This window comes from Mesorhizobium sp. B3-1-9, assembly GCF_006439595.1.
GTDB lineage: Bacteria > Pseudomonadota > Alphaproteobacteria > Rhizobiales > Rhizobiaceae > Mesorhizobium.
Window position 1 is genome coordinate 323,031 of record NZ_VFTJ01000002.1, and the last position, 19,708, is coordinate 342,738.

The window sequence follows — 19,708 nt, forward strand, 5'->3', positions numbered from 1 at the left end:
GCGCGTCCAGCCGCGAAGATTTCTTCGTCGGCCACTCCACGGAGACGACCAAATGAATTTCGTTTCGACCCGCATCATCACGACCGACGTCAAGCGGCTCGTGGCCTTCTACGAGACGGTCACGGGCATCAAGCTCACACTCTACACCGAGGATTTCGCCGAGCTCGTCACCGCGGCCGGCACGCTGGCGATCGGCAGCACGCGCACGCTTCGACTCTTCGGTGGCGACCATGTCGCTAGCCCCGGCGAGAACCGCGGCGCCATCGTCGAGTTCCGCGTCGCCGATGTCGATGACGCGTACCGTCGGCTGGGCGGTTTCATCGATGGCGCGCTGGTGCAGGCGCCCACCACCATGCCATGGAGCAACCGCTCGCTTCTGTTTCGCGATCCCGACGGCAATCTGGTGAATTTCTTCACCCCGGTGACGGCTGAGGCGATCAGGAAGTTCGAGCGGTGAGGCAGATCGACAGGGGCGGGCGCATTTCGCCAGTGTTTCCCCTCCTGCCCATTCCGAAGCTGCTGCGGAGGAGAGTTGTGCAAGGATTGGCCGCGTGCGCACCACCCTGTACTATGGCCTGGTGAATGCAGGGAGGGGAGGGCGCGCATGCGGCTTGATCGGAATCTCTGTCGTTTCAGGATTTGGGCCGTCGTCGTGGGGTTCGCACTTTGGCCCCATGCGACGGCGGCTGACCCCATCACGCCCGAGCGGATCACTGCCGCGCTATCCAGGCTCGAAGTGCTGGCGCAAGGCGCCGTCGCCAATGGTGATGTTCCCGGCCTCGCCATCGCCGTCGTGCACGACGACGAGGTGGTCTTTCTCAAGGGGTTCGGTCATCGCGAAGCCGGAAAGCCGGAGGCCGTCGATGCCGACACGGTGTTCCAGATCGCTTCGCTCTCCAAGCCGGTCTCGGCCACGATCGTAGCCGCGCTGGTCAGCGACGGAGCAGTATCCTGGGATTCCAAGGTCGTCGACCTCGATCCGGCCTTCCGGCTTGCCGATCCCTATCCAACCAGTGAGCTCACCATCCGCGATCTGTTTTCGCATCGCAGCGGGCTTCCAGGCACCGCTGGAGACGATCTCGAGGACATAGGCTATGATCGCGCCACGATCCTCCACCGCCTGCGCTTCGTGCCGCCATCGTCGAGCTTTCGCGCCGGCTACTCCTACTCCAATTTCGGTCTGACCGAAGGCGCCGTCGCGGCCGCCAAACCGACAGGCAAGCCGTGGGAAGAAATCGCCGAGGAGAAACTCTACCGTCGGCTCGGCATGGCCTCGACCAGCTCCCGTCACGCCGACTTCATGAGGCGCGCCGATCGCGCCGCGCTCCACGTCAGGGTCGACGGCGTCTGGGCTGCCAAGATCAGGCGCGATCCGGACGCCCAGGCGCCTGCCGGCGGCGTCAGCTCAACCGCGCGCGATCTCGCGCAATGGGTACGCCTCCTGCTCGGCGACGGCTCCTATGCCGGCAAGACCCTGATTGCCGCCGATGCGCTGGACCAAACCCACGTGCCCTTGATGACGCGCGGCAAGAACCCGGTCTCCGGCGGCGAATCCTTCTACGGCCTTGGCTGGAACATCGAATTCGGCCGGCACGGCCTGAGCTGGAGCCATGCCGGTGCCTTCAGCGTCGGCGCCCGCACTCTGGTGACGATCTTTCCAAAGGAGAAGCTCGGTATCGTCATCCTCGCCAACGCCTTTCCGACAGGAGTGCCGGAGGGGCTGTCCGACAGCTTCGCCGATCTCGTCTTCGACGGTAAAGTCGAGAAAGATTGGATCGCGGCGTGGAACGGCATCTATGTCGGGCTGTTCGGCCCGATGATCGAGGCGGCCAAGGCCGCCTATGCTAGCCCGCCGCCCAGGCCGACCCCGTCCCGGCGCGCCGGCGCCTATGCCGGCCGCTATGCCAACGACTTCATCGGCGATGCCGTGGTGTCGGGCGCCGGCGAGGGCCTTGTGCTCAAGCTCGGACCGTCAGGGGCGCGATCCTATTCGTTGGCGCATTTCGATGGCGACCGCTTCGTGACCTTCCCTGACGCGGAGACACCCGACAGGCCCGCCGGCGTCAGCTTTGCCGTCGGCCCCGACGGCAAAGCGTCGGCGATGACCATCGATTTCCTCGACGACAATCACATGGGCACGCTGCGACGTATCTCCGATTGAAAGCGGTCGGGCGGTCAGGACGCCCGCCCGTACTGGAGCAGCGCGAAACAGTCGCCGCTGCCTGATTTCGACTGCGTCAGCACCGGCTTCGACCGGTCGAGCCATTGCTGGTGCGATTTGGCATCGGCCTCGATCTCATCGACCGGGACAGCTTTGACGAAGCCGCGCCCCTGGCTGAAAAGCCAGCAGGCCCGGGCCAGATGCCTTCTGGCGCGCTGGCGCAGCAAGTCGGCATCGTAGAAGATGTCGAGCACCTCCTGTTTGATCCTGCGCTCCTTTTCGGGATCGGCGACCCCTGTCTGCGCCGGCTCGCCGCCGATCGTCTGCTGCAGGTCCTTGTAGTCGAGCGCAAGCTGTGTGGTGGCGTATTTGATCTCGCTCTCGTCGCGCACGATGTCGAACCACAGCCTGGGATCAAGCTCATTGACGACGAAGGAGGATTCGAAATCGCGCGACAGGTTCAGTATTTCGAAGTCGCCAAGATCGACGTCGCGCTCGACCAGGAGAATCTTGGCCGCCTGTTTGCCGAGCTCTGTCCCCTGTAGGCTGACGGCGGTGTTCTTGCCGCCGAGATCGGGGCTGAGATACGGGCCGCCCTCATCCAGCAACTCGTCGAACTCATCGAGCGACTGCATGACCGGCGCGCCGCGGGCGATGCGTGCGGCGAGCTTGGCGAGCACCTGCTGCAGCTCGGTCTCGCGTTTGCGCTGGTCCTGGTAGTTCTGTTGGAAGAAAAAGATGAACAGCGAGACGCCGATGCCGATCAGGATCACCCCCAGCTGCGAGAAGACGTTGCGGTAGTATTCCAGCAGTTTTTCGCGGTGGCGCACGTCGTCGCGCACGCTGAGGGCTACGCGCAGATTGACGATCAGCGAGAGGATCAGCAGTCCCGCGCCGACCAGGATGAGACCGCCGATGAGGAGGTAGCCATGACCTGCGCTGAAATTCATTTGTGTCGTCCCGAAGCCCCTGAGAGCGCAGACTAAAGCTATTTCGCTCAAATACCTATGGTGCTGCTGGAGCCGCGACGTCGCTCGCCATTGACCCCGCCGTCGATCGGGCCGATATCCAGCGCGAATTGCCACCCGAGATCCCGATGACCTCAGACCTCAGAGAACCGGCCGCCGCGGGCGATCCTGATTCCGCCCGAAAAAATGGCGCCGCCTGGCAAGACGACGTCCGCGCCGGTGTGCGCCATGTCCGCGACCTCGCGTCCCTGCCGCTCTCGCCAGCCGAGCGCGCCGCCGCGCAGGAAGCCGCAACCGCGCACAAGGTGCGCGTGCCCAAACCCTATCTCGATCTGATCGACTGGAACGACCCTGACGACCCGATCCGCGCCCAAGTGATCCCGTCGCCGGATGAGCTTGTCGCCGCCGAAGGCGAGCTCGACGATCCGATTGGCGACCATGCCTTCAGCCCGGTGGCCAGGCTGACGCACCGCCATGCCGACCGCGTGCTTCTGTTCCCCACCTATCAATGCGCGGTCTATTGCCGCTTCTGCTTCAGGAAAGAGTCGCTGACCTCGATCGGCCGCGGCTATACGCGCGAGGCGCTGGAGCCGGCGCTGGCCTATATCGCCGGACACAAGGAAATCCGCGAGGTGATCCTGACCGGCGGCGATCCGCTGTCGCTGCCCGACAAGGCGCTGGCCGAAATCCGCGCCCGCCTGGAGGCGATCCCGCATCTCAGGCTTCTGCGCATCCACACCCGCGTGCCGGTGGCGCTGCCGTCACGCATCACACTCGGCCTGGTCGAGGCGCTGCATGGCCGGCTGATGGTGACTGTTGTGACCCACTTCAACCATCCGCGCGAGCTCACCGCCGAAGCCGAGGCGGCCTGCCGCACGATGCGACAGGCGGGCTTCGTGCTGCTCAACCAGAGCGTTCTCCTGAAAGGCGTCAACGACAAGGTCGAGGTGCTGGAGGAACTCTGCCGCGAGCTGATGTACCGGCTGGGCGTGAAACCCTATTACCTGCACCACGGCGACCTCGCGCGCGGCATGGCGCACCGCCGCACCACGATTGCCGAAGGCCAGGTGCTGGTCGCCGAACTGCGCCGGCGCCTCTCCGGCATCTGCAACCCGACTTATGTCATCGACCTCCCCGACGGCGGCGGCAAGGTGGCGCTGGCCGCGAGCCATATCGAGGGCCGCGAAGGCGATACCTGGCGGATCAGCGGCCAGGACGGCAAGGTGCGGGAGTACAAGGAAGTGATTGTCTAGGCCGCGACGATCTGCGTTACCGGCGTTCGGCGACTGCGCGTGCCCGCCCGACTTTGGCCCCATTGCGCGGCACAAGGAACTCCATCCCGCGCCCTGCATTCTATGAGAGGGAGCTGAAGGAGCGTTGCGTGAAGGCTTTGTTGGGAATTGCCGGCGGCTTCGTGTTGACCCTGGCCGTGTTTGCCAGCGGGCTTGCCTTCGCCACCTGGCTGCTCGCCGCCAAGCCGGTGCGGCAGGCAACGCCTGCGATCGGCGTTTCCGAGCTCTGGACGAAGGATGCCCAGCCGGTCGATCGGCAGGAACAGAACCTTCAACGCATTCCCGCCCGACAGGTAGTGGCTGCGCCCGCCAAGACTGGCGAGCCGGCCAAGGCCGATAGCGGAATGCAGACGACGGCGCTTGGCGGGGCCACGGCGGCTCCTGCGGCGCCGCCACTGCAGCCATTGCCCGACGTCTCTGGCCCGGGCCAGCCAGCGCCCGACGCCGGCGTGGCCAAACAGCCGGCGACAGTCGATCAGCAGGCGCAGCAGCAGCAATTGCCCGTCGCCCACTTGCAATGGTGCGCCACCCGCTATCGCAGCTACCGCCCGGCGGAAAACAGCTACCGTTCCTACAGCGGCGAGCTGCGCCCCTGCGTCTCACCCTATTACGATCCCGGCGACGGCCGCACCGCCTCGACGGGCGCAGGCCAGAATGACCAGACAGCAGCGAGCGATCGCCAGAACGCCATGCCTGACGACCGGACGAGCGACGATCAGATGAGCGACGACCAGGCCGAGATGGAAGGCTACGCCCCGTCGGCCGACGGCTACGCCACCACCTATGGCGGCCCGCCGGAAGAGATTTCGCCCGAGGCAGAGGCCGCCCGGGAACAGGCATCGGGTCGCCCGGTATCGGGCGACCACGTCGACTACTGCTTCAGCCGCTACCGCTCCTACGACCCGCAGGACAACTCCTACCAGCCCTTCGACGGCGGTCCGCGCCGCCAGTGCGAGTAGGGGGAAGAGTCGCACTCCGAAAGGCTAGGGCCGCCAACCTCACCCTACGACCTTTCCCGGATTCATCACATTACCCGGATCGATCATCTCTTTGATCGCCTTTGCCAAATCCCGCTTCACCGGGTCCGCGTGCCGCTCATAGGCGTCGCGCTTCTCCAGCCCGACCCCGTGCTCGGCCGAGAATGAGCCGCCGGCCTCGCGCAGACCCTCGTAAAGCACGTCCTCGATCGCCGCGTGCCGCTCATGCGAGACCGGCCCGTCGCAATTGATCGAGATGTGCAGATTGCCGTCGGCGAGATGGCCGTAGACGTATGGTGCGTAAGAGGCGTCGAGCGTCTTCAGCCCCGCCTCGATGCGCGCCACATACTGATCCAGCCCGCCGCCTGGCACGGACACATCGAAGGAGGGCGCCAGGGGATGCGCGCGCTCGATCTGCTCGGTCTCCTCGCGCAGCCGCCACATCGCGGCGGCTTGGGCCTCGGAGCTCGCCACCAGCCCATCGATGATGCCGGCCTCTTCCCAGACCGCCGCCAGCCCGCCCTCAAGCACTTGTCGCGCCGCCTCGACGCTGTCGGCGCCGAGCCCCAGCACCAGAAGGCAGGGCGCGTCGAGCGGCAGGCTGCCTGGCGCATAGTTCAGCGCCCGCTGCATGAGCGAAGCGAAATTGCGCCACAGGATCTCGGCGCCGGTGAGCCGGGCGCTGGTCGAGCCCAGAAAATGCCGCACGATGCGCTGCGCGCTTCGTGCATCCGGCACGCCGACAAGCGCGGTGGCGCTGGCGCCGGCAACCGGATCGAGCCGCACCGCCACGCGGGTGACGATGCCCAGCGTGCCCTCCGCGCCGATGAAGAGATGTTTCAAATCATAGCCGGCGCTGGTCTTGAGCACCCGGGTGAGATCGCAAAACACCCGCCCGTCCGGCAGCACGGCTTCCAGGCCGAGCACGCGGTGGCGCATCGTGCCGTTGCGAAACGCCATGATGCCGCCGGCATTGGTGGAAACCATGCCGCCGATCGTGGCGCTGCCGCGCGCGGCAAGGTCGACGCCCGGGTCCAGCCCATGCCGGGCCGCCCCCTCCCGCAACGCGCCGAGCGTCACGCCCGCCTGCACGATCGCCACGCGCGCGAACGGGTCGATCTCCTCGATCCGGTTCAGCCCGCCGAGATCGCAGATCACCTGGCCGGAGCAAGTCGCCGCCCCGCCCGCCAGCCCCGTGCGCCCACCCTGGGGGACAAGGCTAATGCCATGCTCCGCGCAGAATTTCACCAGCGCCACAACACCCTCGACATCGCGCGGCCGCACCAGCGCCGAGGCGCCGAAATTGCGGGCATCGAAGCCGGGATCGCGCGACGCGAGCTCGGCGGCGTTCCAGATGGTGGAGGTGGCGCAGGCAATGCGAAGGGAGGTGATGAGGGCTTTGTCGTCGCTCACGCTGGCTGGCTCCATCCAGGAATCCTTACCCTATAGATGCAGCAAAGCATGGGAGCCACCCGCCTTGGCGGGATCAGGACGTCCTGTGAGCGTCTTCCCGCCGTTTGACGTCTTGGATGTTCAGTTCGACAACCAGCTTTTCGGCCCGGCGTGTCCTGATGCCGACCATGATCTTCTGCTCGACCTCGGCAGGTTGGCCGGTGAAGATGTCGAAGACGGTCCAGCTGTTTGGCCGGTCCATTCGAAGCGCGTAACGGTTTGCCATGCACACATTCCTTTTCGTTTGCGCCTCCAGGCGACGGGCCGACCTTGTCAGGCCTTCACCATGACAAATACCGACACCGCCAAGGCGACGATCCAAAGCATCACATACAGCTTCAAGGCGAGCGATCCGTGTGAAGAGAGCGCCGCCAGCCCACGCGCCGCTGCATTCTCCAGGCGCTTCGGTCTGGCTGGCTCCGTCACGGCGGCCGGCGCCTTGGCGTCGAATTTGCCGAGGGCGTGAGGCGTCGGTTCAGGCATGGAGAGGACCCCGAGTATCGAGGTGGTGGCGGGTGCCGGGAGCGGCGCGCCGGATGACGCGATTGTTTGGGAGAGCGGATTTCAAGGGTGCGTCTTCCTGTGTCGGCAAAGGCGAGGATGCCTGTCTTTATAGACGGCCTGACGGGCGATAGATAGGAATGCCGAAATCAACAGCTGGATTCCCTAAAAATATCGGGCGGAATAATTACGAGACTCGGAAAATATCAGCGCGGATGAGAAGAATTTCTGTTTGTTTTTCAGTCTCCAAGCGACGCTTTTTTATTTAACCAGGAAAAATAAAGCGCGTCCGCCATCTTGTTCGCAGCGTAATTGGGGTGCATACATAAAATTCGTTGATTTGGTCGAGGTGGCTTTCGTCATAGTGAAGCCTCGCCATCCGCCTCCGAATTTTCGATAGCGAATGCACTGCGCCGCTCCCGGCGCGGCAACTCGCTTCGTTTGAACCCTGAAATGATGCCGGCGTTGACCACGGATGTACTGGCAGCGTCGGACATCGTTTCGGCGGTTCGGCTGGAATTGAAGCGGAAGGCGCATGCGCGCGTTTCCGCAGGAAGCCGCAAGTGACCACTCGCACCACGCCGACCGTCGTTCGCTTCAATGCGGCGTTTATGCTGCCGGGCTTCGATGCGCCGCGGCCGCCCGGCGACTACCGCGTCGATCTCGATGAGGAATCCCTCGAAGGGGCTTCGCGCAGCGCATGGCGCCGCGTGGCCGCCTTCGTTCACCTGCCGGCGATCTCCGCAAAAGAGTCCACGCGGCAAATGGTACCGATCGAACCGGCCACGCTCGAGGCCGCGCTCGTCGAGGACCGGAGACAACCATGACAACCCTCTTGCAACGCAACGCACGCCCCATCCAGCACGGGGCTCCCCCTCGTCTTTTTGACATCGGACAAGCGGTCCGGCTGAAGGGCGGTGTTGGCGCCGGTCCGAAGACTGACGAAATCTATCGTGTCACCGGCACGCTGCCGCCAAAGGGAAGCTCCCCACAATACCGCATCCGCAGCGACGGCGAACCGCATGAGCGCGTGGTGACCGAGGACAGTTTGGAGCGCGTCGAGACGCCGGCATCGGACAATGGCATTGCCCTCATCGAAAGGACGTTCGGACATGGCCAGCGCACATAAGCGTTCCAACTGCGAGGCCAGGAAGCAGGAAAGTCTGTTTGGCAACCAGATCGAGTGCGCCGTCATCAATGCCCCGGCGAAGGCCAAGGACTGATGGCGCGGCGGACCCCGATGAAGGTCGTGATCGAATTTTATCGCACGCGTGTCGCCGACGACGCGCGTGCCGTCATCGGCCGCGAGACGGCGCTGGCGGCCGACCTCGATAACGCCATCGCGATCGCGCGGCTCTTGGCGAGGACGCTGAACATGCCGCAATGGCCGGACGCCGTCACGATCACCGAAGCCGATGGCGCAGCCCTTTATTCGGAGATCATTGCCGCGCAGGGAGGCGGGGAAGGACGGGTATGAACAGAACCATCCCCAACGACGAAACCGAGCGGGTTCAAAATGCCGTATTCGGCGGCTCGCGACACAACGGCGGCATCTTGGGCCATGACTTCAGCGACCTTCAATATGGTCGCCGCGTCGAATTTGATCATTCCTGGACCGTCTACCACGTCTTCACGGGAATTCCCGCCTATGTCGACGGCGTTCCGATGGTCGGTCTCACCCATGCGCATGCGACGAAAAGGATGTTGGATCTCAATCGTCGCAATGCCGCGGGCCGGAAGGAATGGAACGGGACCCGGATGGCACTTGAACATACCGAAATGCGGGCGGATCAAACATGACGCTTGCCTTTCCAAATCCCAGCCGAAGTTTCGACGAGACGCGGAACGCCGTATGCTTCATTGGGCATGACGGTATGTTCCAGGTCCGTTTTTTCGTCGAAGTAGAGGCATTAGGCACATTTGGCGACCATCCTGGCGGCAAGGAAACTGCCGAGAACGCATACCTTTCGGCATTCGACGCGTTGCGCGGTTCCATCCAAGACGCCGCAAGCAAAGCTTATGCGCGCGAGCGGCGGAACTCCTACACCTTGACATCCACCGGTTTCCGATAGGCGGGGAGCCGATATCGAAAGAACGAGCATGCAGGCAAGCGATGCGGCGGCTGGCAGTCCCCCTGGCTGTCGTCTTACGTGAAAGGATAACGCCGATGCGTTCGATGAAAACCCCCGAGGCACCGCCGGTCGCTATCAAGCCGGTCGTGAGGCGCTCAGACATCATGCCAGTGCGGCTGACGATCAGGAAGGACGAGGCAGCGCGGCGCAAACTCGCGGACACCGACGGGACAGTCAGGCGGGCACGCGAGATCGCGGAACGCAATCGCCTGATTTGATATTCCGCCACCGTCCGTTTGGGCCTTCTATCCTATGACCGGTTGCGACCCCAGGCATACCCAAATCCAGGCCGTACAATGATCCAGCGGGAGAAATGCCATGGCGATGAAGCCCAACTATCGATACGAGCGCAGTAAGCGCGATCAGGCGAAAGCGGCAAAGAAGGAGGCGAAGCTCGCGGCCAAAGAGGCGAAAGGCAAGGTAGTGGAGCAGGAAAACGAGCCGGAGCGGAATACTGACAACGGATGATGCCGCGTCAGGCCAGCCTTGGGGACTGCGATGACAAAGCGAGAGTCCGACCACTTCGAAATCGATGTCGAATGCCCTCGGTGCCACCACCATGCCAAAACACGCGTAGGCTGGATTCGCACTCACACCCAGATGGAGTGCGAAAATTGCGGCGACATCATCGATATTGAAAACAGGAATTTCAGGTCCCGTGAGGAGCCTTAGGAGGTCACCAGAATAGCGGCCTCGCGGGCGGCGACTATGAACGCCTTTCGCGCGAATGAGGCCGGGCGGCGCCCACTATTCGTATCCGCGCAGGCCTGAACGGCCGCACGATGCTTTTCGCTGCGTTTGCCGCGCCATCTTCTGAGCAGGAAGTCCAGGCACGCGGCCGCGTCGCCGATTGTCTCGTGCCCGCCGCCAGTCAACTCGGTGACAACCGTCACTGGCTGGTCGAATTTTTCATTAGCCATTGCTGGGCTTAGGCCGGCGCCCCCAACATAGCAAGCATTGTTCTTACGGATCTGTCGAAAGGCGACCTCGATCGGGTCGCTCCGGCCGCGCGAAACAAAAAATAGTTTAGACGCGCGAACGCGGGTCATATCCATACGAAGCGACAGCGAAGCTTCTGGACAGTCCGAAGCAGAGCTTCTGGACCGTCCGAAGCGAAGCTGCTGGACAGCCCGACCCGTTTAGCAAGAGGTCAAGCCGGACTGTCCTCGCCGCATCAGCGAGAGTCCACTGTGCGCCCACATTTCCTGCCTGGCTAGCGGAACTATCGAGAAGCGAGCGCCGTTGGGGACGAAAGGGGAATGCAATGGCGCGCGACAAAAGCCAGCCGACGCTTGACGATATCGTCAAGCGGCTAGTGCGGCAGACCGGCATCACCGAAGCTCAGGCGCTCGAACTCATTTATCTTGTCGGGCTGAACTGGCCATCTCTTGTGAGAGAGGCAAAGGCGCTCAAGGCCGGGAAATCATAGTCGGGTCCATGCGCCTGGCATTCGACGTCCCTTGCACGGCAAATCCACTTGCATCCTTGCGCGTTCTTTCCTCGCTTGTACGCTGGCGCCGATTGCCGACTGGCTGGAGCAGCTCAATCATCCATCTGCGACGACGTACTCTGCCGCGACGCTTCCAGCCATCGTAGCCACGGCCGATCCCGCAGCAGACCTAGCTCACCCAGATCGAGCACCCCACCTTCTGCCCCGTGGCCGGATCCCGCACCGTCTTCGCGAACGTCCGGCGCAGCCCAACCCTGCTGGATGCGACATCCTTGCTGGCGAGATAGGCCGGGTCGCCGACTTCCCAATGGTAGCGTGTGTTTGCAGGCGCCCGTTTCCAGGTGAATTTCGAGCGGTAGGCCACCTTGCCAGGCGTGGTGTCGGCGAACCGGCAGTTGATGGTCGCCGGCATCATGCCCTTGGCGCTCATCGCGCTGGCCGCCTTGTCGGCATCGTCGGTCGTCAGCCATTGGTCTATGCTGCTCGTCCGGTATGCGTCCGTGCCAGTTGGCTGGTGCGTCATACATCCTGCAAGCAGCATCAGCGCTGCCATGGCGGCCCCTGTCTTGCCTGCTCGCTTGCTGTCTTGCCGATCGATGCCCATGCCCGTCTCCTTCCTGAAGAGAGTGGAAAGTCTCGGGCAAGAGGATGGTCCGCGCGCATCGCTTCGTATATTAGGCGCTTCACACGCCTTGCGAGCTTGGCCGCTATCTCGTCGCGTTGGCAGGGGGAGCGATCGCCCCTGGCACAATGTCGGTGTTTTGGGCCACCTTTATCTGCCAGCCGGCCTGTTCCTTCCCCACCACCAGAAGCAGGATGCCTTCCCGTGTTCCGGCTGGCGAGCCATCCGGAGCAGAGGCGCCGGTCAGGGTCCATCTATAGTGCACCGATGCAAGGCCAGGAGACAACTCGACTACGGACGAGACGACTCCCTCCAACCGGCTGTCGCGAAACATAGTCCCATGAGTCGCGCGGTGCGCCGCTTCGATCTCTGCGCGGCTTTTCCACCACATGCCCACGACATTGACGAAATTGGCACCCTCGGAAAACAGCGCCGTGAAGTCGTCCATGTCATGTCTGTTCCAGGCATCGGCAAAGGCAATAGCCGCATCCTCTGGCCTGCCGACCTCCAACCTCATGACATGATCTCCCTTGCTTTGCGCCAGCTTGGGATGAGACGATAGCGGCATTGGCAAGCCCTGTCACCGCGCTGCCACAGAACTCAGCCGCGTCAGTTGTTAACGGCCCCAATCCCCAAAATTAACCTTTTGTTAACCATTGCCCCGGCACCCTTTAACCATTGAGTAAGGATTCGCTTGGACGTGACCTTCGCCGCCCCTTTGCACAACAAATCGATCCGCTTTCGCGCCCGTTCGTTCGTCGCTTTCACGCTGACGCCGGAGGCGCCGATCGCCGACTGGCTGGAGGGATTGGATCGCTGGATCGCCAACTCGCCGGGCTATTTCAACGGGCGTCCGGTGGTGCTGGATCTGAACATTTTGCAGCCGGGGCCGGAGGAGATTGGCGCGCTTGTCGGCGTGCTCGGCTCGCGCGGCATCCGCGTCTACGCCATAGAACTGGAAGGCGCCGAGCTCGGGCCCGAGCTGCCGCCTCTGCTCGCCGGCGCCAAGGAGGCGACCGCCGAGGGACTGCTCGGCCGGGCAGCCCGCAAGGCGCGAGCGGAAGAACTCGAAATGACCGCCGCCGGGGAGCGGGTGCAGGCTATTCAGACGACCCAGCCGGCCACGGAGGTGGAGCAGGCGGAAGTTTCTCCTATCGAGATGTCCGGCGATGAACCGGTCGACCCCGAACTGGCGAGGCTGGAAGCAGTCAGGATCGAGCCGGCCCAGGCAGAAGCGGAAAAGCCCGGGCTGGGCGCTGTTCCGGTGCCTTCGGCCGGCACTTTGATGATCAAGGCGCCGATCCGCTCCGGGCAGTCGGTCTTCCATCCGCATGGCGACGTGATCGTGCTGGGCTCGGTCGCGTCCGGTTCCGAAATCGTCGCCGGCGGCTCGATCCATGTCTATGGCACGCTGCGCGGCCGCGCGATCGCCGGCTCGGAAGGCAATATTTCGGCGCGCATCTTCTGCCGCAAGAACGAGGCCGAGCTGCTTGCCGTCGATGGCTGGTACACCACGGCCGAGGAGATGGAAGGCGTCTCGCGCGGCAAGGCGGTGCAGGCCTTCCTCGACAACGATGCGCTGTGCGTGGTGCCGCTCGGCTAGTCCGGCGGCGCAAGCTTCGGACCGGTTTCGCGTGCCAAAGTTGTTAACGAGTCCGCCGTGCCGCGCACGGCCAGAGAATAAAAACCGCCAATGGAGGCTGGATATATGGGCAAGGTAGTCGTGGTCACATCGGGCAAGGGGGGCGTCGGCAAGACGACCTCGACGGCCGCGCTCGGCGCCGCCGTGGCCAAGACCGGCAAGAAGGTGGCGCTGGTCGATTTCGACGTCGGCCTGAGGAACCTCGACCTCATCATGGGCGCCGAGCGCCGCGTGGTGTTCGACCTCGTCAACGTCATCCAGGGCTCGGCGAAGCTGTCGCAGGCGCTGATCCGCGACAAGCGGCTGGAGACGCTCTATCTGCTGCCGGCCTCGCAGACGCGCGACAAGGACGCGCTGACCGAAGAGGGCGTGGCCGAGGTCATCGCCCGGCTGCGCTCGGTGTTCGACTACGTGTTCTGCGACAGCCCTGCCGGCATCGAGCGCGGCGCCCAACTCGCCATGCGCTTCGCCGACGAGGCGGTCATCGTCACCAACCCGGAAGTGTCGTCGGTGCGCGACTCCGACCGCATCATCGGCCTGCTCGACGCCCGCACCATGAAGGCGGAGCAGGGCGAGCTGGTGCAAAAACACGTGCTGGTCACCCGCTACGACGCGGCGCGCGCCTCGCGCGGCGAGATGCTGTCGATCGACGACGTGCTGGAGATACTCTCCACGCCGCTGCTCGGCATCATCCCGGAAAGCCAGGATGTGCTGCGGGCCTCCAACCTCGGCTCGCCCGTCACGCTCTCGGAACCGCTCAATGGTGCCGCAAAGGCTTATCTCGAAGCGGCAAGACGCCTGGAAGGCGAGGACCTGCCGGTGGTCGTCCCCTTCGAACGCAAGGGCTTCCTCGACCGGCTTCTCGGAAGGAGGGCCGCATGAGCATCCTCGATCTCTTCAAGCGGCGCACCAGCGCGCCGGTAGCGCGCGAGCGGCTGCAGCTGCTGCTCGCCTATGAGCGCCAGAGCCGCGGCCAGCCGGATCTCGTCTCCATCCTGCGCGAGGAGATCATGGCGGTCATTGCCAGGCATGTGCAGATCGACCAGGACTACCTCCAGGTCTCGATGGATCGCGGCGCCACCATGTCGACGCTGGAGATCGACATCCAGATCCCCAACAAGAGCGCCGCGCCGCTCGCCATGGCGGGGTGAGTTGATGGGGTAGGCCGATCCGCGCAGCGGATCGGGGAGGGGGCGTGCCCTGACGCTCGTCATCCTCGGGCTTGACCCGAGGATCCATTCCGTGACCTTGCCACGGAGTTCGGCCGTGGAGAATTCTACAATCGTTGCAACGCTTTAATGCATGTCGCGCAAAAGTGACCTCGGTTTTGCGACAACGACATGCATCAAGCAACGACCTAAAGCGCATCGCGTGAATCCGTTTCGACGCGACGCGCTTTAGCGTAACGGCCTGGATCCTCGAGTCTGCGCGCGTTGCTTCGCTCCTTGCTCCGCCCTGGGACGGCGAAGGCGACAAGCCTCGCTGCCCTTGCCCCATCGATCCGCCTCCCGCTGCCTCACGACAGCGTGGCGCCCGCGCCCTATCTCCACATCTAAACCAGGGATGGAGCCAGGATTGACCGCAGCACAGGAAGCTAACCAACAGGCCCCTGTCGGCGCCATGCCGGTGCTTGGCCTGCTCGGTGCAATGCTCTCCGTGCAGGTCGGCGCCGCCTTTGCCAAGGGGCTGTTCCCGGTTCTGGGCCCGGAAGGCACGACCATGCTGAGGCTCGCCATTGGCGCGCTGATGCTGGCGGCGGTGCTGAGGCCCTGGAAAGTGCTGCCCTCGCGCAAAAACCTGCCCTGGCTCGCCGCCTACGGCATCACCGTCTGCGCCATGAACATGTTGTTCTATGCCGCGCTCCAGCGCATTCCGCTCGGTGTCTGCGTGGCGCTCGAATTCACCGGGCCGCTGTTCGTCGCCACGCTCGGCTCCAGGCGCCTGCTCGACCTTGTCTGGGTGGCGCTGGCCGTCGTCGGCATCGTGCTTTTGTCGCCGTTTGCCGGTATCAGCCGCGGGCTCGATCCGACCGGCGTGGCGCTGGCGCTGGCGGCGGGCGCCTGCTGGGGGCTCTACATCATCTTCGCGCAGAAGGCCGGCGCCGAACTCGGCGTCCGCACCTCCGCCTATGGCATGGCGATCGCCGCCGTGCTGGCGCTGCCCTTCGGCTTTAACGCTGCTCAGGCCTATCTCACCGATCCGCACATCATGGCAGGCGCCGCCGTGGTCGGCCTGTTCTCCAGCGCGCTGCCCTTCTATCTGGAAATGCTGGTGCTGGCCCGCATGCCGGCCAAGGTTTACGGCATGCTGGTCTGCCTGGAGCCGGCGGGCGGCGCGCTCACCGGCTTTCTATTCCTGCATGAGAAGCTCGACCTTTTGCAATGCGCAGGCGTCGCCGCCGTCATTGCCGCCGCTTTCGGCACGGCGGTTGCGGCGCGGCGGCCGATGCCTTTGCCGGCCTGAATCCATCTTCCGAACCAAGGCGATTCCTGGAAATGCGCGAAGCGGTCAGGCCCAGCGCTTCGCCGTGGCCTTCCGCCCGGAGCTGCTTCAAAACAAGGAGGCGCGGTGGTTTGCCGTTTCCATGAAACGGTGAACCGCTTCGGAGCCCGCTGCTCGGAATTGGTAGACTTTGGAAAATGCACCTCTGCGGCGGCAATGTTCGGCCGCACCCAGTGGTTGAAATAAGACTTAGGTCCTATGAAAGAATTGCAATAGGTCCGAGTGGACAAGACAAGGGTCGTGGGCCACTTCCTTATGCCTTGCCGATTGGGGATGCTTATGCTGCGACATTGCCGGTGGGGTAGTTCGGCCGACGGGCTGAAGGGTTGGCATGGGGAGAACGGAATGCGCGCGTCGCGCGGGGGCTGCAGGCTAGTCTTGCCAGCACTGGCAGCGTTGGCGCTTGTCGTCACGCCTTTCAGTCTCTCCATTGATGGTCTCGTCGTGACCAAGGCCTATGCCGGCAAAGGCGGCGGTGGCGGTGGTAATGGCGGCGGTGGAAACGGGAACGGCGGCGGCAACAGCGGCGGGAACGGCAACAGCGGCGGCAACAACGGCAACGGCAACAGCGGCGGAAACAACGGCAATAATGATGGCAACAGCGACAATGGCAACAGCAGCGCCAGCGCGGCAAGCACCGCCGATGTCGATAGTCACGTCAATGCTGTAACCGGCGACAAGGTCGAGGCCACACGCAACAGAATCCAGGTCACGCACCGCAATGGAATGAAGGAGAAGATCGAGAACGGCCGGTTCAGGATGGAAGACAAGTACGGACGCACCATCGTCGACCGGAAAGCCACCATGGCCGATCTCAATCGCCTGAAGAATCTGTGAGACAGAGTTTGTGAGAGCGAGGTTTTATCGGGATTAGATCTTAAGGGACCGGAGGTCAGCGCTGCAAAATCAGGTTGCCACCTTTTGCTTCGTCTCTGCGGTCCTGATCGTCTTGCGGTAGAACTTGGCTACTCACCTTACCCCCGCCTTCGTGCGGGGGTAATTTTTTGCGCGGCAAGACCTGTTGCGACGTTGGTCAGCCATGGCGCCGGAAATGGTCCGACTGGCCGGGGCATGGGTCGTGGGCCGCTTTCGTCGCCTCGCCGGATGTGAATTCTTGCCCTGGTCAAGACACCGGTTCCGCCTCGGCTGTGCCGCGAGCGGAACTTCGGCCATGCCGAGGCAGAACCGGAACGAAGAGAAAATATGCGAAACCGCCTCTTCAGCAGGCTTGCTTGGCTCGCGCTGCGCGCGTTTAGCGCGCTGGCGCTGACCGTTGCGCCTTGGCACGTCATCTTTGAGGGTTCGCCGAGGATTGCCGTAGCCACGGCCGATGCCGGCAACAGCAATAGCGGCGGGAACGGTGGTAATGGCGGCAACGGCAGTGGCGGCAATTCGGGTTCCGCCGGCGGCTCGAACTCAGGCAATAGCGGCAACAGTGGAAACAGCAATGCCGGCGGCAATTCCGGCAACAGCAATGCCGGCGGCGGCAACCCCAATGCCGGGCCGGGCAACAACAGCGGCAAGGGCAATACCGATCCCGGCGGTAAGAACAATACTGATCCTAGCGGTAAGAACAGCTACACCAACGCGGCAACCGGCGACACGCTCTCGATCGATGGCGACAAGGTTACCGTCATCCATAGCAACGGCATGAAGGAGCAGGTCCAGAACGGCCGTTTCGAGATGAAGGACGCGCAAGGCCGCACCATCATCGAACGGCAGGCGACGGAGGAAGATCTGTCACGCCTGCTGAACCTGTGAGGGTTGAAGAATTGAAGAAAGAGGGAACCTAGTTCCTCAGTTCCTTTCCCTCGCCTCGTGCATCAGCAGCGCCGCCTCGGTGCGGTTGCGCACATTGAGCTTGGCCAGCACCCTGGTCATGTGATGCTTGACCGTCTTCTCCTGCAGCGACAGCCGGGCCGCCACCTCTTTGTTGCTGAGCCCCTCCGCGACCAGTTTCAGGATCTCGGCCTCGCGGCCGGTGAGTTGGCCGAGCGGATCGGGCTTGCTGCCGGTGGGCTGCAAAAGGTCGGAAAGCAGCCTCGCCGACAGGCTCGGCGATACGTAGCTCTGGCCGTTGGCGACGTCGCGCAGGATCTCGGCCAGCGCCTTGGAGCCGACGCCTTTCAGCACATAGCCGCGCGCGCCGGCCTTCAGCGCCAGGGCGACGTCGGCGTTGGTTTCCGACACGGTGAGCATGACGATCTTCTGCTCGGGCATCGCTGAAAGGATGCCGGCCAGCGCGTTGAGGCCGCCGCCCGGCATGCTGATGTCGAGCAGGAGAATATCGGGTGTGCTGGCGCGCGCCAGCCTTTCGGCGTCCTCGGCGCTGGCGCCTTCGCCCACAAGTTCGAAGCCGCCTATCTCGCCGAGGCTGCGCGCCACGCCCTCGCGAAACAGGGGGTGGTCGTCGACTATTGCGATGCGGATGGATGTGCTCACGGTTGCTCCTCGACAGACAAGGTGATCACCAGCCTGGTTCCTCCCGGGCCGGTCAGCGTTTCGAACTGCCCGCCTATGCTTTCGATCCGTTCCCTGAGGCCGGCAAGCCCAAGGCCTTCGCTTCGGGCCGGGTCGAAGCCGGGGCCGGTGTCCAGCACCTCGACCAGGAGCTTGCCGCCCTTCGTCGTGGCTCTGACCTGCTGGCCTTTGCCCTTGCCGTGGCGGTAGGCGTTGTTCAGGCCTTCCTGCACGAAGCGATAGATGCTGATCTTTTCCGAGGTGCCGAGCTCCGGCAAGCGCTCGGGCAGAGTTAGCAACACTTTGGTGCTGGTGCGCCGCTCGTGCTCGGCCACCGCCAGCCGCAAGATATCGGCGATAGCCTGCGTTTCGATCTGCGGCAGCACCAGTCCGTTGCAGATGCCGCGTATCTCGCGCATCGCCTCGCCGAGCGTCTTGTGGATGCCGGCGATCTCGGCCTCGCGCAGCGTGCTCGATGTGGTCGGATCAACCAGCACCGGGCTGTCCATCCTTAGCGCGGCGAGCGCCACCAGTTGCGCCGGCCCGTCATGCAGGTCGGCGCCGATACGCCGCAGATACCGCTCGTTGATGGCGGTGGCGCGGCGCGAGGCGCGCTGGACGCGCTGGCGCAGCGACGAGTTCTGCGCCAGCGCCGCCTGCAATTCGGCAACCTTGGCCTCTAGCGCAGCCTGTTGGGTGACGATGGTGCGGCTGCCGCGGAAAACGATGCCGGAGAGCAGCGCCAGCGCCGCCGCGGTGGCGGCCGCCACCACCAGCCACGTCCATCTGAGCGCCGAGTTCAGCGTTTCCTGGAAATCGTCGGCGACCTCGTAGAATTCCGACACCGCCACCACTTCGCCCGACCAGGGCTCGCGCACCGGATTGTAGATCTCGAACAGCGGCGCGTTCACCGCTTTCTCGTCTCCCGATTCGGGATCGTCGCTGAGGTTGTTGTATTCGGCCACGACATTGCCGGCGAAGGCCGACTTCAGATTGGCGTTGGGCGGAAAGGTTCTGCCGATCAGGGCCGAGTCGTCGGAGTAGAGCACCATGCCGTCGCGTCGCCACAGCTTGAACGACACCAGCCTCTTTCCGAGCGCGCCCTGGCCGAGCGTCTCGTCCAGCGCCCGCTTGACCGAATCGTCGAGCTCGCGGCTCTTGCGCAGGTCAGGCAGCAGCGGCGCGATCACGCTGTCGACATAGAGCGCTGTCGTGGTGGCGGAATTGTGCATCACCCCTTCGCGAATCTGCGACGTCACCCACAGCCCGACCACGAGCATCACCGCCAGAAGGCCGATGCCGCCCGCGATCACGAACTGCCAAGCCAGCGACAGCCCGCTCCAGATTCGTGCAAGTCGCGTGAAATATCTCCCAAACATCGGCCCCGCTCACCCACCCGCTTGCAAGATTATAGGCGAGGGACGGCAATTGCGACACCGACCTTGGTCCGTGCCCATGGGGAAGGTTAATGGCGACGGGTTTGCGCGCTCTCGAACGGGCTTGCCTTCGCCAGCGGCGAGGGCGGCTCTCCCCGAGCGGCAAAAGCCCG

The 19,708-nt window shown here is 63.9% G+C and carries 27 protein-coding genes; 18 read left to right on the forward strand and 9 right to left on the reverse strand.

Going from position 1 to position 19,708, the window contains the following annotated elements; genetic code table 11:
• Positions 1 to 52: 52 nt before the first annotated feature.
• Both FJW07_RS04985 and FJW07_RS04990 read left to right on the forward strand, forming a co-directional pair.
• Positions 53 to 457, forward strand: coding sequence for a VOC family protein (locus FJW07_RS04985; protein ID WP_140854837.1), 405 nt, complete (start codon positions 53 to 55; stop codon positions 455 to 457).
• Between the two features lie 147 nt (positions 458 to 604).
• On the forward strand, positions 605 to 2,161 hold the full coding sequence (locus tag FJW07_RS04990; RefSeq protein WP_140854839.1) for a serine hydrolase: 1,557 nt from the start codon (positions 605 to 607) through the stop codon (positions 2,159 to 2,161).
• Positions 2,162 to 2,175: 14 nt separating this feature from the next.
• On the opposite strand, the gene FJW07_RS04995 is transcribed toward FJW07_RS04990, so the two are convergent.
• Positions 2,176 to 3,111 (reverse strand): hypothetical protein, encoded by a 936-nt coding sequence (locus tag FJW07_RS04995; protein WP_140854841.1) that lies wholly within the window; start codon positions 3,109 to 3,111, stop codon positions 2,176 to 2,178.
• A 146-nt stretch (positions 3,112 to 3,257) separates the two neighbouring features.
• On the opposite strand from FJW07_RS04995, the gene FJW07_RS05000 reads away from it, so the two are divergent.
• Together FJW07_RS05000 and FJW07_RS05005 are read left to right on the forward strand one after the other, a co-directional pair.
• Positions 3,258 to 4,382 (forward strand): KamA family radical SAM protein, encoded by a 1,125-nt coding sequence (locus FJW07_RS05000; protein WP_140854843.1) that lies wholly within the window; start codon positions 3,258 to 3,260, stop codon positions 4,380 to 4,382.
• A 128-nt stretch (positions 4,383 to 4,510) separates the two neighbouring features.
• On the forward strand, positions 4,511 to 5,380 hold the full coding sequence (locus FJW07_RS05005) for a BA14K family protein (RefSeq protein WP_246680657.1): 870 nt from the start codon (positions 4,511 to 4,513) through the stop codon (positions 5,378 to 5,380).
• A gap of 39 nt (positions 5,381 to 5,419) precedes the next feature.
• Here FJW07_RS05005 and FJW07_RS05010 read toward each other — a convergent pair whose 3' ends face one another.
• The 3 genes from FJW07_RS05010 to FJW07_RS05020 form a co-directional block, all read right to left on the reverse strand.
• On the reverse strand, positions 5,420 to 6,811 hold the full coding sequence (locus tag FJW07_RS05010; protein ID WP_181182566.1) for an FAD-binding oxidoreductase: 1,392 nt from the start codon (positions 6,809 to 6,811) through the stop codon (positions 5,420 to 5,422).
• Between the two features lie 73 nt (positions 6,812 to 6,884).
• Complete coding sequence (locus tag FJW07_RS05015) at positions 6,885 to 7,076, reverse strand: hypothetical protein (RefSeq protein WP_140644967.1); 192 nt, start codon at positions 7,074 to 7,076, stop codon at positions 6,885 to 6,887.
• A 47-nt stretch (positions 7,077 to 7,123) separates the two neighbouring features.
• Entirely contained in the window at positions 7,124 to 7,333 is a 210-nt protein-coding gene (locus FJW07_RS05020; protein ID WP_140854847.1) for a hypothetical protein, read from the reverse strand.
• A 581-nt stretch (positions 7,334 to 7,914) separates the two neighbouring features.
• Here FJW07_RS05020 and FJW07_RS05025 point away from each other — a divergent pair.
• The 7 genes from FJW07_RS05025 (at position 7,915) to FJW07_RS31605 (ending at position 9,951) form a co-directional block, all read left to right on the forward strand.
• On the forward strand, positions 7,915 to 8,178 hold the full coding sequence (locus tag FJW07_RS05025; protein WP_140854849.1) for a hypothetical protein: 264 nt from the start codon (positions 7,915 to 7,917) through the stop codon (positions 8,176 to 8,178).
• Entirely contained in the window at positions 8,175 to 8,480 is a 306-nt protein-coding gene (locus tag FJW07_RS05030) for a hypothetical protein (RefSeq protein ID WP_140854851.1), read from the forward strand. The genes FJW07_RS05025 and FJW07_RS05030 overlap by 4 nt, the downstream gene beginning before the upstream one ends.
• Before the next feature lie 111 nt (positions 8,481 to 8,591).
• Entirely contained in the window at positions 8,592 to 8,828 is a 237-nt protein-coding gene (locus FJW07_RS05035; RefSeq protein ID WP_140854853.1) for a hypothetical protein, read from the forward strand.
• The gene (locus FJW07_RS05040) at positions 8,825 to 9,151 is read left to right on the forward strand and encodes a hypothetical protein (RefSeq protein WP_140854855.1); all 327 of its coding nucleotides are present in this window, start codon (positions 8,825 to 8,827) and stop codon (positions 9,149 to 9,151) included. Before FJW07_RS05035 ends, FJW07_RS05040 begins: the two co-directional genes overlap by 4 nt.
• Complete coding sequence (locus FJW07_RS05045; RefSeq protein ID WP_140658409.1) at positions 9,148 to 9,423, forward strand: DUF1488 domain-containing protein; 276 nt, start codon at positions 9,148 to 9,150, stop codon at positions 9,421 to 9,423. The genes FJW07_RS05040 and FJW07_RS05045 overlap by 4 nt, the downstream gene beginning before the upstream one ends.
• A 95-nt stretch (positions 9,424 to 9,518) precedes the next feature.
• Positions 9,519 to 9,701 (forward strand): hypothetical protein, encoded by a 183-nt coding sequence (locus tag FJW07_RS05050; RefSeq protein WP_140658411.1) that lies wholly within the window; start codon positions 9,519 to 9,521, stop codon positions 9,699 to 9,701.
• 100 nt (positions 9,702 to 9,801) lie between these two features.
• Positions 9,802 to 9,951, forward strand: a complete 150-nt coding sequence (locus FJW07_RS31605) for a hypothetical protein (protein WP_181166977.1) — start codon at positions 9,802 to 9,804, stop codon at positions 9,949 to 9,951.
• A 200-nt stretch (positions 9,952 to 10,151) separates the two neighbouring features.
• On the opposite strand, the gene FJW07_RS05055 is transcribed toward FJW07_RS31605, so the two are convergent.
• Complete coding sequence (locus FJW07_RS05055) at positions 10,152 to 10,538, reverse strand: DUF982 domain-containing protein (protein WP_140703411.1); 387 nt, start codon at positions 10,536 to 10,538, stop codon at positions 10,152 to 10,154.
• Between the two features lie 209 nt (positions 10,539 to 10,747).
• On the opposite strand from FJW07_RS05055, the gene FJW07_RS31610 reads away from it, so the two are divergent.
• Positions 10,748 to 10,912 (forward strand): hypothetical protein, encoded by a 165-nt coding sequence (locus tag FJW07_RS31610; RefSeq protein WP_181166978.1) that lies wholly within the window; start codon positions 10,748 to 10,750, stop codon positions 10,910 to 10,912.
• A gap of 190 nt (positions 10,913 to 11,102) precedes the next feature.
• Here FJW07_RS31610 and FJW07_RS05060 read toward each other — a convergent pair whose 3' ends face one another.
• Positions 11,103 to 11,537 carry a hypothetical protein gene (locus FJW07_RS05060; RefSeq protein ID WP_140854857.1) on the reverse strand — a complete coding sequence of 145 codons (435 nt, stop codon included), beginning with the start codon at positions 11,535 to 11,537 and terminating at the stop codon, positions 11,103 to 11,105.
• A gap of 103 nt (positions 11,538 to 11,640) precedes the next feature.
• Positions 11,641 to 12,072, reverse strand: coding sequence for an SgcJ/EcaC family oxidoreductase (locus FJW07_RS05065; protein ID WP_140854859.1), 432 nt, complete (start codon positions 12,070 to 12,072; stop codon positions 11,641 to 11,643).
• 183 nt (positions 12,073 to 12,255) lie between these two features.
• Between FJW07_RS05065 and minC the strand changes: the two genes are divergently transcribed.
• The 6 genes from minC (at position 12,256) to FJW07_RS05095 (ending at position 17,460) form a co-directional block, all read left to right on the forward strand.
• Positions 12,256 to 13,158: a septum site-determining protein MinC gene (minC, locus tag FJW07_RS05070; protein ID WP_140854861.1), complete on the forward strand. Its 903-nt coding sequence runs from the start codon at positions 12,256 to 12,258 to the stop codon at positions 13,156 to 13,158.
• Between the two features lie 105 nt (positions 13,159 to 13,263).
• Positions 13,264 to 14,079 (forward strand): septum site-determining protein MinD, encoded by an 816-nt coding sequence (gene minD / locus FJW07_RS05075; protein WP_140644956.1) that lies wholly within the window; start codon positions 13,264 to 13,266, stop codon positions 14,077 to 14,079.
• Complete coding sequence (gene minE, locus FJW07_RS05080) at positions 14,076 to 14,348, forward strand: cell division topological specificity factor MinE (RefSeq protein WP_140644955.1); 273 nt, start codon at positions 14,076 to 14,078, stop codon at positions 14,346 to 14,348. Before minD ends, minE begins: the two co-directional genes overlap by 4 nt.
• Positions 14,349 to 14,772: 424 nt before the next feature.
• Entirely contained in the window at positions 14,773 to 15,660 is an 888-nt protein-coding gene (locus tag FJW07_RS05085; protein WP_246680658.1) for a DMT family transporter, read from the forward strand.
• A 384-nt stretch (positions 15,661 to 16,044) separates the two neighbouring features.
• Entirely contained in the window at positions 16,045 to 16,536 is a 492-nt protein-coding gene (locus tag FJW07_RS05090; protein WP_140854865.1) for a hypothetical protein, read from the forward strand.
• A 366-nt stretch (positions 16,537 to 16,902) separates the two neighbouring features.
• A complete protein-coding gene (locus FJW07_RS05095; RefSeq protein WP_140658423.1) occupies positions 16,903 to 17,460 on the forward strand; it encodes a hypothetical protein in 558 nt (185 codons plus the stop codon).
• Between the two features lie 36 nt (positions 17,461 to 17,496).
• On the opposite strand, the gene FJW07_RS05100 is transcribed toward FJW07_RS05095, so the two are convergent.
• The gene (locus FJW07_RS05100) at positions 17,497 to 18,141 is read right to left on the reverse strand and encodes a response regulator transcription factor (RefSeq protein ID WP_140644951.1); all 645 of its coding nucleotides are present in this window, start codon (positions 18,139 to 18,141) and stop codon (positions 17,497 to 17,499) included.
• Positions 18,138 to 19,538, reverse strand: coding sequence for a sensor histidine kinase (locus tag FJW07_RS05105; protein ID WP_140786048.1), 1,401 nt, complete (start codon positions 19,536 to 19,538; stop codon positions 18,138 to 18,140). Before FJW07_RS05105 ends, FJW07_RS05100 begins: the two co-directional genes overlap by 4 nt.
• Positions 19,539 to 19,708 lie beyond the last annotated feature (170 nt).

What these genes read in the sequence shown, in the direction of transcription:
- FJW07_RS04985 (WP_140854837.1), top strand. Translation starts at nt 53, where the DNA reads ATGAATTTCGTTTCGACCCGCATCATCACGACCGACGTCAAGCGGCTC.
- FJW07_RS04990 (WP_140854839.1), top strand. Translation starts at nt 605, where the DNA reads ATGCGGCTTGATCGGAATCTCTGTCGTTTCAGGATTTGGGCCGTCGTC.
- FJW07_RS04995 (WP_140854841.1), bottom strand. Translation starts at nt 3,111, where the DNA reads ATGAATTTCAGCGCAGGTCATGGCTACCTCCTCATCGGCGGTCTCATC.
- FJW07_RS05000 (WP_140854843.1), top strand. Translation starts at nt 3,258, where the DNA reads ATGACCTCAGACCTCAGAGAACCGGCCGCCGCGGGCGATCCTGATTCC.
- FJW07_RS05015 (WP_140644967.1), bottom strand. Translation starts at nt 7,076, where the DNA reads ATGGCAAACCGTTACGCGCTTCGAATGGACCGGCCAAACAGCTGGACC.
- FJW07_RS05020 (WP_140854847.1), bottom strand. Translation starts at nt 7,333, where the DNA reads ATGCCTGAACCGACGCCTCACGCCCTCGGCAAATTCGACGCCAAGGCG.
- FJW07_RS05030 (WP_140854851.1), top strand. Translation starts at nt 8,175, where the DNA reads ATGACAACCCTCTTGCAACGCAACGCACGCCCCATCCAGCACGGGGCT.
- FJW07_RS05035 (WP_140854853.1), top strand. Translation starts at nt 8,592, where the DNA reads ATGAAGGTCGTGATCGAATTTTATCGCACGCGTGTCGCCGACGACGCG.
- FJW07_RS05040 (WP_140854855.1), top strand. Translation starts at nt 8,825, where the DNA reads ATGAACAGAACCATCCCCAACGACGAAACCGAGCGGGTTCAAAATGCC.
- FJW07_RS05045 (WP_140658409.1), top strand. Translation starts at nt 9,148, where the DNA reads ATGACGCTTGCCTTTCCAAATCCCAGCCGAAGTTTCGACGAGACGCGG.
- FJW07_RS05050 (WP_140658411.1), top strand. Translation starts at nt 9,519, where the DNA reads ATGCGTTCGATGAAAACCCCCGAGGCACCGCCGGTCGCTATCAAGCCG.
- FJW07_RS31605 (WP_181166977.1), top strand. Translation starts at nt 9,802, where the DNA reads ATGGCGATGAAGCCCAACTATCGATACGAGCGCAGTAAGCGCGATCAG.
- FJW07_RS05055 (WP_140703411.1), bottom strand. Translation starts at nt 10,538, where the DNA reads ATGGATATGACCCGCGTTCGCGCGTCTAAACTATTTTTTGTTTCGCGC.
- FJW07_RS31610 (WP_181166978.1), top strand. Translation starts at nt 10,748, where the DNA reads ATGGCGCGCGACAAAAGCCAGCCGACGCTTGACGATATCGTCAAGCGG.
- FJW07_RS05060 (WP_140854857.1), bottom strand. Translation starts at nt 11,537, where the DNA reads ATGGGCATCGATCGGCAAGACAGCAAGCGAGCAGGCAAGACAGGGGCC.
- FJW07_RS05065 (WP_140854859.1), bottom strand. Translation starts at nt 12,072, where the DNA reads ATGAGGTTGGAGGTCGGCAGGCCAGAGGATGCGGCTATTGCCTTTGCC.
- minD (WP_140644956.1), top strand. Translation starts at nt 13,264, where the DNA reads ATGGGCAAGGTAGTCGTGGTCACATCGGGCAAGGGGGGCGTCGGCAAG.
- minE (WP_140644955.1), top strand. Translation starts at nt 14,076, where the DNA reads ATGAGCATCCTCGATCTCTTCAAGCGGCGCACCAGCGCGCCGGTAGCG.
- FJW07_RS05090 (WP_140854865.1), top strand. Translation starts at nt 16,045, where the DNA reads ATGCGCGCGTCGCGCGGGGGCTGCAGGCTAGTCTTGCCAGCACTGGCA.
- FJW07_RS05095 (WP_140658423.1), top strand. Translation starts at nt 16,903, where the DNA reads ATGCGAAACCGCCTCTTCAGCAGGCTTGCTTGGCTCGCGCTGCGCGCG.
- FJW07_RS05105 (WP_140786048.1), bottom strand. Translation starts at nt 19,538, where the DNA reads ATGTTTGGGAGATATTTCACGCGACTTGCACGAATCTGGAGCGGGCTG.